The 13356-nt window shown below is 70.2% G+C and carries 16 protein-coding genes; 8 read left to right on the forward strand and 8 right to left on the reverse strand.

Annotated features, from left to right (window positions below; translation table 11 throughout):
• The 5 genes from E6A26_RS15330 to E6A26_RS15350 form a co-directional block, all read right to left on the reverse strand.
• A partial coding sequence (locus E6A26_RS15330; RefSeq protein WP_327407796.1) for a phosphoenolpyruvate-utilizing N-terminal domain-containing protein occupies nucleotides 1–335 on the reverse strand: 335 nt, incomplete at its 3' end.
• A 22-nt stretch (nucleotides 336–357) separates the two neighbouring features.
• Nucleotides 358–2397 carry a PTS fructose transporter subunit IIABC gene (locus tag E6A26_RS15335; RefSeq protein ID WP_136612078.1) on the reverse strand — a complete coding sequence of 680 codons (2040 nt, stop codon included), beginning with the start codon at nucleotides 2395–2397 and terminating at the stop codon, nucleotides 358–360.
• A gap of 2 nt (nucleotides 2398–2399) precedes the next feature.
• Nucleotides 2400–3371: a 1-phosphofructokinase family hexose kinase gene (locus E6A26_RS15340; RefSeq protein ID WP_136612079.1), complete on the reverse strand. Its 972-nt coding sequence runs from the start codon at nucleotides 3369–3371 to the stop codon at nucleotides 2400–2402.
• Nucleotides 3368–4186: a DeoR/GlpR family DNA-binding transcription regulator gene (locus E6A26_RS15345; protein ID WP_136612149.1), complete on the reverse strand. Its 819-nt coding sequence runs from the start codon at nucleotides 4184–4186 to the stop codon at nucleotides 3368–3370. The genes E6A26_RS15340 and E6A26_RS15345 overlap by 4 nt, the downstream gene beginning before the upstream one ends.
• Before the next feature lie 219 nt (nucleotides 4187–4405).
• The gene (locus tag E6A26_RS15350; RefSeq protein ID WP_136612080.1) at nucleotides 4406–4621 is read right to left on the reverse strand and encodes a DUF6458 family protein; all 216 of its coding nucleotides are present in this window, start codon (nucleotides 4619–4621) and stop codon (nucleotides 4406–4408) included.
• A 115-nt stretch (nucleotides 4622–4736) separates the two neighbouring features.
• On the opposite strand from E6A26_RS15350, the gene E6A26_RS15355 reads away from it, so the two are divergent.
• Nucleotides 4737–5375, forward strand: coding sequence for an alpha/beta hydrolase (locus E6A26_RS15355; RefSeq protein ID WP_136612081.1), 639 nt, complete (start codon nucleotides 4737–4739; stop codon nucleotides 5373–5375).
• Nucleotides 5376–5469: 94 nt separating this feature from the next.
• Complete coding sequence (locus tag E6A26_RS15360; RefSeq protein WP_211129187.1) at nucleotides 5470–6381, forward strand: hypothetical protein; 912 nt, start codon at nucleotides 5470–5472, stop codon at nucleotides 6379–6381.
• A gap of 4 nt (nucleotides 6382–6385) precedes the next feature.
• On the opposite strand, the gene E6A26_RS15365 is transcribed toward E6A26_RS15360, so the two are convergent.
• The gene (locus E6A26_RS15365; RefSeq protein WP_234865565.1) at nucleotides 6386–7687 is read right to left on the reverse strand and encodes a DUF445 domain-containing protein; all 1302 of its coding nucleotides are present in this window, start codon (nucleotides 7685–7687) and stop codon (nucleotides 6386–6388) included.
• A gap of 78 nt (nucleotides 7688–7765) precedes the next feature.
• On the opposite strand from E6A26_RS15365, the gene E6A26_RS15370 reads away from it, so the two are divergent.
• The 3 genes from E6A26_RS15370 (at nucleotide 7766) to E6A26_RS15380 (ending at nucleotide 9898) form a co-directional block, all read left to right on the forward strand.
• Complete coding sequence (locus E6A26_RS15370; RefSeq protein WP_136612083.1) at nucleotides 7766–8641, forward strand: glycerophosphodiester phosphodiesterase; 876 nt, start codon at nucleotides 7766–7768, stop codon at nucleotides 8639–8641.
• Nucleotides 8642–8744: 103 nt separating this feature from the next.
• Nucleotides 8745–9590, forward strand: coding sequence for an AzlC family ABC transporter permease (locus E6A26_RS15375; RefSeq protein WP_136612084.1), 846 nt, complete (start codon nucleotides 8745–8747; stop codon nucleotides 9588–9590).
• Nucleotides 9587–9898: an AzlD domain-containing protein gene (locus tag E6A26_RS15380; protein ID WP_136612085.1), complete on the forward strand. Its 312-nt coding sequence runs from the start codon at nucleotides 9587–9589 to the stop codon at nucleotides 9896–9898. The genes E6A26_RS15375 and E6A26_RS15380 overlap by 4 nt, the downstream gene beginning before the upstream one ends.
• A 118-nt stretch (nucleotides 9899–10016) precedes the next feature.
• On the opposite strand, the gene E6A26_RS15385 is transcribed toward E6A26_RS15380, so the two are convergent.
• Together E6A26_RS15385 and E6A26_RS15390 are read right to left on the reverse strand one after the other, a co-directional pair.
• The gene (locus E6A26_RS15385; protein ID WP_136612086.1) at nucleotides 10017–10913 is read right to left on the reverse strand and encodes a DUF5684 domain-containing protein; all 897 of its coding nucleotides are present in this window, start codon (nucleotides 10911–10913) and stop codon (nucleotides 10017–10019) included.
• 76 nt (nucleotides 10914–10989) lie between these two features.
• Nucleotides 10990–11616 carry a TetR/AcrR family transcriptional regulator gene (locus E6A26_RS15390; protein ID WP_136612087.1) on the reverse strand — a complete coding sequence of 209 codons (627 nt, stop codon included), beginning with the start codon at nucleotides 11614–11616 and terminating at the stop codon, nucleotides 10990–10992.
• Between the two features lie 135 nt (nucleotides 11617–11751).
• Between E6A26_RS15390 and E6A26_RS15395 the strand changes: the two genes are divergently transcribed.
• The 3 genes from E6A26_RS15395 to E6A26_RS15405 all read left to right on the forward strand — a co-directional run bounded on the left by E6A26_RS15395 (nucleotide 11752) and on the right by E6A26_RS15405 (nucleotide 13356).
• On the forward strand, nucleotides 11752–12093 hold the full coding sequence (locus E6A26_RS15395; RefSeq protein WP_136612088.1) for a thiamine-binding protein: 342 nt from the start codon (nucleotides 11752–11754) through the stop codon (nucleotides 12091–12093).
• A gap of 86 nt (nucleotides 12094–12179) precedes the next feature.
• Entirely contained in the window at nucleotides 12180–12842 is a 663-nt protein-coding gene (locus E6A26_RS15400) for an O-methyltransferase (RefSeq protein WP_136612089.1), read from the forward strand.
• A 7-nt stretch (nucleotides 12843–12849) separates the two neighbouring features.
• The gene (locus E6A26_RS15405; protein WP_136612090.1) at nucleotides 12850–13356 is read left to right on the forward strand and encodes a GNAT family N-acetyltransferase; all 507 of its coding nucleotides are present in this window, start codon (nucleotides 12850–12852) and stop codon (nucleotides 13354–13356) included.

Here is a 13356-nt window from a genome sequence, read left to right on the forward strand (position 1 = left end):
CCGGACTCCCACACCGCCCGCTCGGCCGTGCGCGCCCCGCCCTCGGCCCCCGGGCCCAGCAGCTTCACCGCGCCCTTGACCAGCATCGGGTCCGCGGCCATCAACGCCGTGGCCTCCAGCACCGCCCTCGCATCCCCCACCGCGCCCGCGGCGCGGGCCTTCAGCCCCGCCTGCACCGCCCTGGACGCCGCCCGGATCCGCTCACCCTCGGACTCCACCGTGGCCCCCACCGGCAACCCCACACCCGCAGCAGGCTCACGAACCGGCAACGGCATCTGCCGCACAGGCCCCACCACACGCCCCGCCGTCACACCAACACCGTGAAACTGCTGCATGTTCGACCTCGAACTTTCTCCGCTAGGCGGCGACAGGCTCGGCTTCAACGGCCGCGGGGGCCTTCCTGCCAACGTAGCGCTTGAGCCCGATGGTGGCCAGAGCCGTCACCACGACGCCCACCGCGATCGAGATGACCCAGCCGAGGAAGTTGTCGATCGCGAAGAAGACGAAGATGCCTCCGTGCGGAGCCTTGGAACCCGCGCCGAAGCCCATGCTCAGCGCGCCCGTCACGGCACCGCCGAGCATCGAGGCCGGGATGATGCGGAACGGGTCGGCGGCGGCGAACGGGATCGCGCCCTCCGAGATGAACGAGGCGCCGAGGAGCCACGCAGCCTTGCCGTTCTCGTGCTCGGCCGCGTTGAAGGTCTTGTGGTCGAGCACGGTCGCGAGGGCCATCGCGAGCGGCGGCACCATGCCGGCCGCCATCACGGCCGCCATGACGTGGTACGGAGCCTGGTTCGTGGCGCTTGCCGCGCCGAGGCCAGCGACCGCGAACGAGTACGCGACCTTGTTGACCGGGCCACCGAGGTCGAAGCACATCATGAGGCCGAGGATGATGCCGAGCACCACGGCGGCCGCGCCGGACATGCCCGAGAGCCAGTCGTTGAGAGCCTTCGTGATGAACGCAATGGGGCCGCCGAGGACCACGAACATCAGTCCGGACGCGATGATCGACGCGATGAGCGGGATGATCGCCACCGGCATCAGGCCGCGGAGCCACCGGGGCGCCTGAAGGGAGCCCAGCCAATGCGCCGTGTAGCCGGCCAGCAGGCCGCCCACGATGCCGCCGAGGAAGCCCGCGCCCATGAAGCCTGCCACAGCGCCGGCCGTGAAGCCTGGCGCGATGCCGGGCCGGTCTGCCAGGGCGTAGCCGATGTAGCCGGCGAGAGCCGGGACGAGGAAGCCGAGCGAGAGGCTGCCGATCTTGAACAGGACCGCGCCCAGGTACGCGCCGACCGGGCCCCACGCTTGTGGCCCGAACTCCGTCGGCAGGCTGAACAGGTTGTTCTTGACCGTGATCGTGTCGGCGTACTTCGTGATGTCGTAGCCGCCGATGAGGAAGCCGAGCGCGATCAGCAGACCGCCCGCGGCGACGAACGGGATCATGTAGCTGACGCCCGTGAGCAGGGCGCGCTTGAGCTGGCCGCCCACCGACTCGCGTCCTTCCGGTGCGGACGACGACGGCGCGCCCGCCGAGGTAGCGAGGCGACGGCCGTTGGGGTCGGCCGCCGCCGAGAGCGCCTCGGTGAGCATGACGGCGGGTTCGTCGATGGCGCGCTTGACCGGCGACTGGACGTACGGCTTGCCCGAGAAGCGATTCTTGTCCCGCACGTCGACGTCGACTGCGAAGACGACGGCGTCTGCGGCGTCGATGACCGACTGGGGGAGCGGCGTCGCGCCGGCCGAGCCCTGGGTCTCGACCTGCACGTCGATGCCGTGTTCCTTGCCGGCCGCGACGAGCGAGTCGGCCGCCATGTACGTGTGGGCGATGCCCGTGGGGCACGCCGTGACGGCGACGATGCGCTTGGCGGTGCTCTGTGCCGCAGCTGCGGGTGCCGCAGATGCTGGCGCCGCCGCAGTGGCCGTCGGGGCGGCTTCCCCGCCGGGGGTCAGGCCGAGTGCTTCATTGACGAGCCTGACGATGTCCTCGCGGGTCGCGGCGGCGCGGAGGGCCGCCGTGAAGTCCTTCTTGATGAGGCTGCGGGCCAGCTTCGCGAGGAGCTTGAGGTGCTCCTGGTCGGCTCCGGCCGGGGCCGCGATGAAGAAGACGATGTCAGCGGGTCCGTCCTTGGCCCCGAAGTCCACAGGCCGGGAAAGGCGGGCCATCGCGAGGGACGGCGCAGTGACCGCCTCGGAGCGGCAGTGCGGAATGGCGATGCCGCCGGGGACGCCGGTAGCCGTCTTCTGCTCTCGGGCGTAGGCGTCCGCGAAGAGTCCTTCGGCTCCCGTCGCGCGGCCAGCGTCGGCCACGGTCTCGGCAAGCTTCCGGATCACGTCGGCCGAAGCGTCGCCGAGGGCGACGTCCAGGTGGACAAGCTCCGGGCTGATGAGTTCGGTCATGGTCAGTCCTTCGTGAGAGCCGTGACGGTCACGGCGGAGGGATCGGTCTGGTTGACTGCCGGGACGGTCGACCCGGGCAGGGAGGCGGCTGCCGCGCCGTGCGCGACTGCCTGGCGGAGACGGCCTTCGGCGTCCGCTCCGGTGGTGTCGGCCAGGAGGTACCCGGCCAGGGATGAGTCGCCGGCACCCACGGTGCTGACGGCCCGGATGGGGGCATGCGCGGCGAACCACGCGCCGTCGGCCGTTACGAGAACGGCACCTTTCGCGCCGAGCGTCGCGAGCACCGCGCCCACTCCCGCGTCGACGAGCGAGCGTGCGGCGGTGGCCGCCCGCTCCGGTGAGGCCTCCAGTTCCGCCGGGGTGCCGGCGTCGGGGAGTCCAACGAGCGCGGCGAGCTCGGAGAGCTCGTCCGCGTTGGGCTTGAGGAGATCGGGCCGCCCGCTGAGCGAGGCGGCGAGCGGCGCGCCCGAGGAGTCCACGGCGATCTTCGGGGCATCGCTGCCGAATTCGCTGCGCAGGCGCTCCGCGGCGGCAGCGTAGAACGTCGCGGCGACGCCCGGCGGGAGCGATCCTGCCAGCACGACCCATGACGCCCCGGCCGACTCCTTGACGAGCAGCGTGAGGAGCTCATCCTGCTGCCCGTCGGTCAGGAGTGGGCCGGGCTCGTTGACCTTTGTGGTCACGCCGTCCGGCTCGGTGAGCGTCACGTTGGAGCGCAACGACTGGCCGATGGGGAGGGCCCTGAAGGGGACTTCCCGCGACTCGAGACCGGCGAGGACGGGATCGCCCGGATCGCCCGGGAGGACCGCGAGGGTCGCGAGCCCCGAGGCGACGAGCGCCCGGGAGACATTGACGCCCTTGCCGCCCGATTCCTGATGGACGGCGACCGCGCGCTGGACCTCCCCGCGCTGCAGGGGGCCGCCCAGCTCGACCGTGCGGTCGAGGCTCGGGTTGGCCGTGAGGGTCACGATCATTCGGGGCCTGCCTTCACAACTTCGACGCCGGCGGACTCGAGGGCCGCGGCGAGATCGGACTCGGGTGAGGCGTCGGTGACGATCGCATCGACCTGATCGAGCCGCGCGAATTGGACGAGGGTCTCGACGCCGAGCTTGCTCGCGTCGGCGAGGACGACGACGCGGCGCGCCGCCCGCACGAAGGCCGCCTTCACGGCGGCTTCTTCGGTGTCCGGGGTGCTGAGCCCGAAGGCCGCATGCACTCCGTTCGTGCCCACGACGGCGAGGTCTGGGCGCAGGCGCTCGACGGCGTCGACCGTCTCAGGCCCTACCGCCGCCCGGGTGAGGCCGCGGATGCGACCGCCCAGGAGGTGGACTGCGTGTGCCGGGCTCGCGGCGAGCTTGTCCGCGATGGGGAGGGCATTGGTGATGATGACCTGCTCGGGGCCGCCGCTCTGACGGGCGCCGTTCCGGCGGTGCGCCGCCCGCTGGAGCATGACGTCCACGAGCGCTTCGGTGGTGCTGCCCGCGTCCACGAGGATGCTTCCGGGCCGACTCGATTCGAGGAGTCCCGCTGCGGCCTCCGCGATGAGCAGCTTCTGGGGGAGGTGCTGGACGAGCCGCTCGGAGAGGGTGGTCTCTGCGGTTGAGGCGCTCTCGGCGGGAACCGCGCCGCCGTGGACGCGGCGGAGGACGCCGCCCTGTTCGAGAGCCGCGAGGTCGCGTCGGACGGTTTCGGTGGTGATGGCAAAGCGCTCGGCGAGTTCGGTGACGCTGACTCTGCCCGCCTCGGCAACCCGCGCGGCAATGAGCCGCTGGCGCTCCTCGGCGAACATCTGCATCGAACGTCCTTGTCCTCATGCCCCACTCCGGAGAGTGTGGTGCCAATCACAACATCTTTGCTTTGATTGACTGTATCTGCGTTTCTGTGGCTTTGTCAACGGGTTCCAACACAAACACAGATTGAGGGTGACTGCAGACACACGAGGAGCCCGGCACGGGGCCGGGCTCCTCGTTTCATTGACTGGGGCGGTTGGATGCCCACGCAGCCAAGCTCAGTACTCCTCGACGTCTCCGTCCCGACGGCGAACGACCGTGGTTCGCCTAGCCGACGACGCCATGATGATCGACACGATCAGCCCGATTCCCCCGACGACCATGAGGATGTAGCCGATGATCGTCTGGTTGACGTACGGGATGAGGCCGGGGGCGATGGCAAACGCAAGGATGGCACCCAGCGCGATGAGAACGATCGATGAACCAATTCGCATGATCCACTCCTGACTGTTGGCTCGGTGCATGGGGCACCCGGTCCGTGCTCAAGTACTACCCGGTTCTGCGGCGTCCAAACGCCGAGCTGCGCCGCCCTCGGATTAGGCTCGGCATATGACCGCGCGCCCGCTCGACGTCGTGTGGTCCCGTCCCGCGGACCAGCGCGAGGGCACGCCGCTCGTCGTCCTCCTCCACGGCTACGGCAGCAGTCCCGAGCGCATCCTCGCCGCGACCCGTGGCCTGCCGGCGGAGTTCACGCTCGCGGCGCCGCGCGGGCCGCTCGACGTTGGCGGGGACCGCGGCTGGTTCCTGCTCGACTACTTCCTCGCAAGCGATTTCAGCGACGTGATCGCGACGACGACCGCGGTCCAGGCCTGGGTGAACACGGTGCGCGGGTCGCATTCGAGTGTCTCGCTCGTGGGCTTCTCGCAGGGCATGGCCCTCGCGAGCACTCTCCTGCGCCTGAAACCGGAGGCCTACGCTGCCACGGTGGGCCTGTCCGGGTTCGTGCTCGACAGCGAGATCCTGTCCGTTACGGAGAGCCTGCCCGGCAGGCCGCCGTTCTTTTGGGGGAGGGACGTCCAGGATCCCGTGATCAATCCCGACGCGGTCGCCTATACGGCCGAATGGCTTGACCAGCACGTCCAGCTCACCGCGCGCACCTATCCCGGGATGGGCCATCGGATCGGCCGGCCCATGCTCGCGGACGTCTCCGTGTTCCTCCGGCACTACATACCGAGCGCCCTGCGGTAGGCGCGGGCTGATGCGGGCTCGCGTGAGCGCTTCCGAGCCCTTCCGAGCCCGCCCGGGCCCGCGCGCCGCTAGGCCCGCAGTTAGGCTGGTACGTATGGCGAGGAAGAACTCAGCCCTCCGGATCGCCCACGACACCGCCCGCGGCGCGATGTTCGAACGGGACGGAACGGTCCGGCCGGGCCTCCAGCGGGCGCTCCTGCGCGCCGTCGACGTCCAACGGCCCCTGGTCGTGGCAAACCTCCGCCGGATGCGGCGACAGCATCCGGCCTTCACCGTCGAACAGCTGAGCCGCCGGCTCGAGCGGGACTATCTCGCCGCCGTCGCCGGGGGCGGGGCCGCCGTGGGCGGCACGGCTGCGGTTCCGGGTGTCGGGACGGTGACCTCGCTTGGACTCTCCGCGGTCGCGACCGTCGGGTTCCTCGAGGCAACGGCCGTCTACGCCGCGTCCGTGGCTGAACTGCACGGAATCCATCTCGAGGATCCCGAACGGGCCAGGACCACCGTCATGGCGATCATGCTCGGCGAGGAGGGCGCGGCACTCCTGAGCGCCTTCACAGGCCAGGCGTTCGGACGCGGCGCTGCGCCGCAGCACGCGTGGGGCGCCGCGATCAATCGCGCCGTACCCTCACCGACGGCGAGGCTCGTCCAGCGTCAGGTCCAGGACCGGTTCCTCAAGTGGCTCCTGCGCAAGCAGACCGGGGCACTGCTCGGGCGCGCCCTCCCGTTTGGCGTCGGCGCAGTGGTCGGCGGGGTGGGAAACCTCGCGATGGGTCGCGCCGTGGTCCGCTCGACACGGATGGCCTTCGGACCGGCGCCCCTCGGCCTCCCCGGCCCCTTCCGGCTGGGCCCGAACTTCCCCGGCCCGAGCCGCCCCGGACAGAACTTCCCCGGACAGAACTTCCCAGGGCCGGCACTCCCCGGGCCGGCAGGCCGCGAGACGCCCGCGCAGGCGGTCGAGCGGGAGATCGAGGAGCGGCGGGCACGCTTCCACGGAGAAGCGCGCTGACGGTCTAGCCCCCGAAGACCGCGTGCGCGACCGTGAAGATCAGGAGCCCCGCCAGGGCGCCGACCACCGTGCCGTTGAGCCGGATGTACTGGAGGTCGCGGCCCACCTGGAGCTCGATCTTCTGTGACGTCTCCTCCGCGTCCCACCTCGCGATCGTGTCCTCGATGACGCCCGCGATGTCCGAGCGATACGTCGACACCGCGTAGCTCGCGGCGTCCCCGATCCACGCGTTGACCTTGCCGGCGAGCTCGTCCTCGGAGACGAGCCGCGAGCCGAAGTCCCGGATCGCGGTCGTGAAGCGGCGGTAGAGCTCGCTGTGCGGGTCATTCACCGCGTCGAGGAGCGCGTGCTTGATCGTGGTCCATGTGCGGCGCGCGAGATCGCGGACCTCGGGGTCCCCGAGCACCTGGGCCTTGATCGTCTCGGCTCGCGCGATCATCGCGGGGTCGAACTGGAGGTCGCGCGCAAGGTCGTTGAGGTACTTGTCGATCGACTTGCGCACCTGGTGGTTCGGGTCCGACTGCACCGCGGCGACGAACTTGGAGAGCTCGATGTACACCTTGTCGCCGACGAGCTCGTTCGCGAAGTTCGGGACCCAGGTGGGCGAGCGGTCCGTCACAAGGTGCGTCACCGTGTCGTAGTTTGCGGCGACCCAATCCGCCGCCCGGTCCACGAGGAGGTCGACGAGCCGATGGTGATGGCCGGCGTCGAACACTCTCTCGGCGAGGCGTCCGATGGGCGGCCCCCACGGCGGGGCGAGCAGATGCTTGCGGACGAGCCCCTCGATGACCGCCTGGACGTCGTCGTCGTTGAGGACGGTGAAGGCGCCGCGGATTGCCGCGGACCCCTCCTTCGCGACCCGCTCGGCACCCGCCGGCGTGGCGAGCCACGCGCCGGCCTTGCGCGCGATGTCCGCGGAATCGAGCTTGGCGCGCACTACGGGCGCCGAGAGGAAGTTGTCCTCGACGAAGCCGCTCAGCGCGGCGCCGATCTGGTCCTTGCGCCGCGGGATGATGGCGGTGTGGGGGATCTTGAGGCCCATCGGGTGCCGGAAGAGGGCGGTCACGGCGAACCAGTCGGCCAGGGCCCCGACCATGCCGCCTTCGGCTGCGGCCCGGACGTACTGGAGCCACGTGACCCGCTCCTGGAGGGCGAACGCGATCGCGAAGACTACCGCCATGGCGATGAGGAGGCTCAGTGCAAGGGTCTTCATGCTGCGCAGGGCCGCGGCACGCTCCGCGTCGGCGGGGCTGAGCTCCACCTGCCGGCGCGTGGCGGTGCCCGTTGGCCGATTGAGCGTCACCATACGCATCACCCTACTCGCGCGCCGGGTTCGCGGCCCCACCGGGACAGAGCGCCCGCGGGAGTCGGTTAGCTTAATGCCATGACTTCCGAGCGCCCCCTCGTCTATGCTCACCGCGGCTCGAGCGCCCAGTTCGCCGAACACACGCGCGCGGCCTACCTCCAGGCCATCGCGGATGGGGCCGACGGCGTCGAATGCGACGTCCACCTGACCCGCGACCAGCACGTGGTGCTCCTCCACGATCCCAATCTCGACCGCACATCGGACGGGACCGGCGCCGTCGCGGACCGTACGCTCGACGAGCTGCGGGAGCTCGACTTCTGCTCGTGGAAGGGTGCGCGTTTCCCCGACGAGTACGGCGCGGTGAGCCAGCAGCTCCTCACGCTCCCGGACCTCCTCGACCTCCTCGAGCTCGCGGGCCGCGAGATCGGGCTCGCGATTGAGCTCAAGCATCCGAGCCCGTACCAGCTCCGACTCGAGGACACGGTGCTCGCCGTGCTCGCGGAGCGCGGCTGGGATTCCCAGTCCTCGCGGCTCGGGAACGTCCGCGTGAGCTTCATGAGCTTCGATCCCGAGGCTGTGGAGTACCTCCTCGAGCGCGTCCCGGCCGAGCACGTCTGCATGCTCGTCGACGACGTCCAGGTCGAGGACGTGCGCGAAGACCTGGCTCTTGGCCCGATCACCGGCGGAGCCGTGGCGAACATGCTCAAGGCCGCGCAGGCGGATGCCGAGACCATCCTCGACGCGGGCCGCGCGGGAATCGCCGGCCCTGGGATCGGCTACGTGCGAGAGCACCCGAACCGCGTCCGGCAGTGGCTCGACGACGGCCGGCGCTTCCGCGTCTGGACCGTCGACGCCCCCGAGGACGTCGAGCTCTGCCTGTCCGCCGGCATCCAGGAGATCACGACCAACCGGCCCGCGGAAGTGCTACGCCAAGTGGGCGCCGCCGTTGTCTGAGGCGGACAGTCGAGTCCCCGGGGGCGAACACGGGCGGGAGGACAAAGCGGACGACGGCGGGGCGTCACGTTCGCTGCGCACGTCGCCCGGGTTCCGCGTCGGCATGTCCATCGCCATCGCGACCGGGCTCTACGGCATATCGTTCGGCGCGTTGGGCGTCGCGTCAGGGCTGAGCGTCCTCCAGACCGTGGCGTTGAGCCTGCTCATGTTCACGGGCGGTTCGCAGTTCGCGTTCATCGGGGTCCTCGGCGGCGGCGGTTCTGCCGCAGCCGCCACGGCCGCGGCGGCCTTGCTCGGGATCCGCAATGCGGTGTACGGAATGCAGCTCAACGCGATGTTCGGGCCGAGGGGGTGGCGCCGGTTCGCGGCGGCGCAGATCACCATCGACGAGTCAACCGCAACCGCGTCCGGGCAGACCGACCGGCGCGAGCAGCGCCGCGGCTTCTGGACCGCGGGCCTCGGCGTGTTCGTTCTGTGGAATGTCTTCACGGCCGTCGGCGCGTTCGCCGGCAACGCCCTCGGTGACCCGAAGCAGTGGGGCCTCGACGGTGCCGCGGTTGCCGCGTTCCTGGGCCTGCTCTGGCCGCGGCTCAAGGGCCGTGAACCCGTCGCGATCGCCGTGGTGTGCGCCCTCGCGACCGTGCTTGCCGTCCCGTTCCTCCCGCCCGGGATCCCGATTCTCGTGGCCGCACTCGTCGCAGCGGTCCTCGGCTGGGTCAGCCATGCCCGCGCCGAGTCGGGGCGCCTGCTGGCCGTTGAGGGCCTCGAACCGGACGTGGATCCGTACTCCCAGCGGGGGCGGGATCGAGGGGCCCGCGTCGGCTCGCCCGAGGCTGGCCCTGGGGGAGCGGATGCGAGCGCAACAGGTTCGGCTGGGACAGGTCCGGGCGAGGACGGTCCGCCTCACGACGCCGGCCCTGTTCGCGGCCCAGAGGAAGGCGCCTCATGAGCCTGTGGTTCTGGGTGCTTCTGGCGTGCGCAGTGGCCTACGCGACGAAGCTGCTGGGCTATCTGGTGCCCCGCCGCTGGATGCAGAACGAGCGCATGACCCGCATCGCGGGGACCGTGACGATCGGGCTGCTCGCCTCGCTCACTGCCGTCAACGCCGTGGCGAGCGGCCAAGCGTTGACGTTCGACGCGCGGATCGGCTCCCTCGTCGCGGCCGCGGCCGCTCTGGTCCTGAGGGCGCCGTTCCTTGTCGTCGTTCTGGTCGGCGCTGCTGCGGCCGCGGGACTCCGCCTTCTCGGCTGGGGCTGAGGACTCTGGCCTGAGCCCCCAGCCCCTTAGCCTCCTGTGGGCGCGGGCGCGGGCGCGGGCATCAGCATGAGCAGAGGCTGGGGCTCGAGCGCTTGACCCGAGCCCGCAGCCCCCTTCGCTATTGCTGCGGCGTCCCAGCTCCGCCGGCCTCGCCGGACTGCTCGGACTGACCGGGTTCGCCGGACTGACCGGGCTGGCCTGGCCGGCGGGGCTCACCGGTGGGACCGTGGGTCGGTTCCGCCGGGGGCTGGTAGCCGGGCTGGTAACCGGGCTGGTTGTACTGCGGCTGGTTGTACTGGGGTTGGCCATGCTGTGGCTGGTTGTGCTGCGGCTGGCCATAGGCGGGCTGGCCGTACTGCTGCTGAGGCGGCTGCTGGCCATAACCCTGCTGGCCATAACCCGGCTGTCCTGGGCCCTGCTGGCCATAACCCGGCTGGCCGTAGCCCGGCTGGTTGTACTGCTGCTGCCCGTAGCCGGGCTGACCGTAGGCCTGAGGCTGACCGTACTGTTGCGGCGCTCCGTAGGCGCCCTGACCGCGCGGTCCCATGAGCGCGCCCTTGCCGTAGTAGACCGACTCGCCGTAGCTGAGGATCGGGGCGAAGACGATGGCGAGCAGCACGAGGCCTACCGTCCACGCGACGTCCTTGCCGAAGGACTTCGCCAGATCGTTCATGACGAAGATGTTCAACACGATGACTCCGATGGCACCGATCCAGCCCACGAAGATGTTGAGGACCGGGAAGAACAGCAGTGCGTAGCCGCCGACGTAGAGCCAGATCCACCACAGCGGCCGGCCCACGATGTCGATCAGGTTGTAGAGGTTGTAGAAGGGCACGTACGCGGCCCACTGGGGCTTCCCGGCCTTGCGGAAGATCCCCATGAAAAGCAGTCCCGTGATGCCAGCCCAGACGATCACCCAGATGATCGAGCTGAAGATGGCTGCGCCGATCAGGGCGCCGCTCGTGAGGCCGCCCCCGGATCCATAGGTACTCATGTAGGTGGCAAGAGTGCTCATGGCGCAGACATTAGTCGGACTATCCGACATTTGGCGACGGTGCAGGTGAACATTCTCCGCCGCGAGGAAGCGACCGCTAGAGCGGGAGGTCGACTTCCGGGATGGCCTCGAGGGGCGGGAGGGGGCGCTGCTCGCGGTGCGTGCGGATGGCGTCTTCGACGAGGGCCACGTACCGCAGCCACGCCATCGAGCCGGGTGCCACCGTGTCGCCGACGCCGATGAGCATCGCGACGAGCCGCACCATGTCGAGGAGGCGCAGCTCCTCCCGCAGCGTTCCCTGATCCTGCCCTCGGGTGAGCAGCACGCCCATCGACTCGATGAGCTTGCCTGCGATGCCGACTAGGATCTGCCTCCTGCCCGCGACGGCGGAGAGCAGATGATGCTCCTCGTTCGCGACCTGCATGACCGCGCTCAGCACCTCGATGAGCCCTGCCGCAGCGTCCGGGTTCCTGAGTGCCGTCTCGGTCACGGGCTCCACCTTGAGCCGGACCTGCCGTTCGATCGCCGCGAGGACGAGCTCGTCCTTGTCCGCGAAGTTCCGGAAGAGCGTGGCGGGTCCCACGCCAGCGCGGTCGGCCACCGCCTTGAGGGACACCTGGGGGCCGTCCTCCCGGAAGCACTCGAGGGCGGCCGAGATGATCTTCTCGATGTTGCGGGCCGCATCCGCACGCATCGGCTTTCGCCATGCCCCTTCGTACTGCATGCCTCCACCGTATCTACCGAGAGTGCTGCTTTCGTAGATGTGAAGCTCGACTCTCAGGAGAATGCTGCATGTCTCGGGCGAATATTACGCGCCGTCCACGCACGGCCCGCGCGGCGCCCGTGCGAGACTGGCCGCATGATTGTCGCCTTTTCGGTGTCCCCCTCCGGCGAGCGGCCCGCGGAAGCCGGGCGCGCGCCATCGGACGTTCCCTCCGATTCCGTCCACGAGGCAGTCGCGGCAGCGGTGCGGATCGTCCGCGAGTCGGGCCTCCCGAACCGCACGAGCTCGATGTTCACGGAGATCGAGGGCGAGTGGGACGAGGTCATGGACGTGGTCAAACGTGCCACGGAGGCCGTGGGCCGGTACGGCTCGCGCGTCTCACTCGTGCTCAAGGCGGACATCCGCCCGGGCCACACCGGGGAGATCGACGGCAAGGTCGAACGGCTCGAGCGGGCGATCGGCCAAGAGCCTTCCTGAATTTGGGTTTTCGCGGGTCCGGGGCGCCCTGACACGCGGAAGACCGGCGATTGCGGCAGGGGGCGGACGGGACCAGACTGGGCCGCATGATCGAGCACAACGCACGCCCCGAATGGACTGACGTGGAACGCTGGCTCACCACGACCGTCGTCAAGCCCGGGCCGGAGCACGAGCGCGCGCTGACCACCGCCGTCGAACGCGGGATGCCGCCCATCGAGGTCCAGCCCACGGCGGGGAAGCTCCTGAACCTCCTCGTGCGCCTGAGCGGCGCACGGCGGGTCCTCGAGATCGGTACCCTTGCGGGGTTCAGCACCATCTGGATGGCCCAGGCGCTCGCCAACGGCGGCCACCTCGACACGCTCGAGTATCTCCCCGAGCACGCCGCCGTGGCCCGGGAGAACCTCGAGGCGGCTGGCCTCTCCGATCGCGTCGACGTCCACGTGGGTCCCGCGCTCGAGAGCCTCCCCACGCTTCAGGGCCCCTACGACTTCGTGTTCATCGACGCCGACAAGCAGAACGACGCGAACTACCTCGAATGGGCCGTACGGCTCGGCCGGCCGGGGACCGTCGTGGTGGTGGACAACGCCGTGTGGGAGGGCTCGCTGCTCGACCCGTCGAGGGACGAGACGAATGCGCCGGGCATCGTGGCCGCACTCGAGCTGCTGGGCGGACCGCTCTTCGACGCGACCGTGGTGCAAACCGTCGGCTCGAAGGGCTGGGACGGCTTCGCGCTCGCCGTGGTGAGGTGAGGACAGCGTGCGCCTGACCTTCGAGATCGCCGACGCCGGCCCGCTCGACGCTGAGGAACTCCTCGCCGTCAAGGACCAGGGCTGGCGCGAGGCCTACACCCACGTGTTCTCACCCGAGTTTCTGGCCGGCCTCGGCAGGGAGCCCGGGCGGACCGAGCGCTGGCGGCGCCTTCTCGCGGGCGACGGCGGAGCTCACTTCGCGGTGGGCCGCACCGACGGGAGGATTGTCGGCATGGCGGGAGCGGGGCCAGCCCTGGAGGGCGCGCCGGCCCCCGAGGAGGTCTACACCGTCTACGTGCTCGCGGAGGTCTACGGCACTGGGCTCGCGCGGGCGCTCACGGAGCGCGTGATCGGCGATCGGCCTGCATTCCTCTGGGTCCTGGAGGACAACCCGCGAGCCATCGCGTTCTACACGAAGCTCGGCTTCGCCCCCGACGGCACGCGCGAGTTCTTTGAGGCGGACGGGAAGCAGGTCCCCGAGATCCGGATGGTCCGCCGTGGCTCAACCCCCTGA

Origin of the sequence: Sinomonas albida, assembly GCF_004919045.1 — a bacterium.
GTDB lineage: Bacteria > Actinomycetota > Actinomycetes > Actinomycetales > Micrococcaceae > Sinomonas > Sinomonas albida.

Coding starts and splice junctions, on each gene's coding strand:
- E6A26_RS15395 (WP_136612088.1), top strand. CDS start 11,752: ATGATTGTCGCCTTTTCGGTGTCCCCCTCCGGCGAGCGGCCCGCGGAA.
- E6A26_RS15350 (WP_136612080.1), bottom strand. CDS start 4,621: ATGCGAATTGGTTCATCGATCGTTCTCATCGCGCTGGGTGCCATCCTT.
- E6A26_RS15385 (WP_136612086.1), bottom strand. CDS start 10,913: ATGAGCACTCTTGCCACCTACATGAGTACCTATGGATCCGGGGGCGGC.
- E6A26_RS15360 (WP_211129187.1), top strand. CDS start 5,470: ATGGCGAGGAAGAACTCAGCCCTCCGGATCGCCCACGACACCGCCCGC.
- E6A26_RS15400 (WP_136612089.1), top strand. CDS start 12,180: ATGATCGAGCACAACGCACGCCCCGAATGGACTGACGTGGAACGCTGG.
- E6A26_RS15365 (WP_234865565.1), bottom strand. CDS start 7,687: ATGGTGACGCTCAATCGGCCAACGGGCACCGCCACGCGCCGGCAGGTG.
- E6A26_RS15375 (WP_136612084.1), top strand. CDS start 8,745: ATGTCCATCGCCATCGCGACCGGGCTCTACGGCATATCGTTCGGCGCG.
- E6A26_RS15345 (WP_136612149.1), bottom strand. CDS start 4,186: ATGTTCGCCGAGGAGCGCCAGCGGCTCATTGCCGCGCGGGTTGCCGAG.
- E6A26_RS15355 (WP_136612081.1), top strand. CDS start 4,737: ATGACCGCGCGCCCGCTCGACGTCGTGTGGTCCCGTCCCGCGGACCAG.
- E6A26_RS15380 (WP_136612085.1), top strand. CDS start 9,587: ATGAGCCTGTGGTTCTGGGTGCTTCTGGCGTGCGCAGTGGCCTACGCG.
- E6A26_RS15370 (WP_136612083.1), top strand. CDS start 7,766: ATGACTTCCGAGCGCCCCCTCGTCTATGCTCACCGCGGCTCGAGCGCC.
- E6A26_RS15340 (WP_136612079.1), bottom strand. CDS start 3,371: ATGATCGTGACCCTCACGGCCAACCCGAGCCTCGACCGCACGGTCGAG.
- E6A26_RS15335 (WP_136612078.1), bottom strand. CDS start 2,397: ATGACCGAACTCATCAGCCCGGAGCTTGTCCACCTGGACGTCGCCCTC.
- E6A26_RS15390 (WP_136612087.1), bottom strand. CDS start 11,616: ATGCAGTACGAAGGGGCATGGCGAAAGCCGATGCGTGCGGATGCGGCC.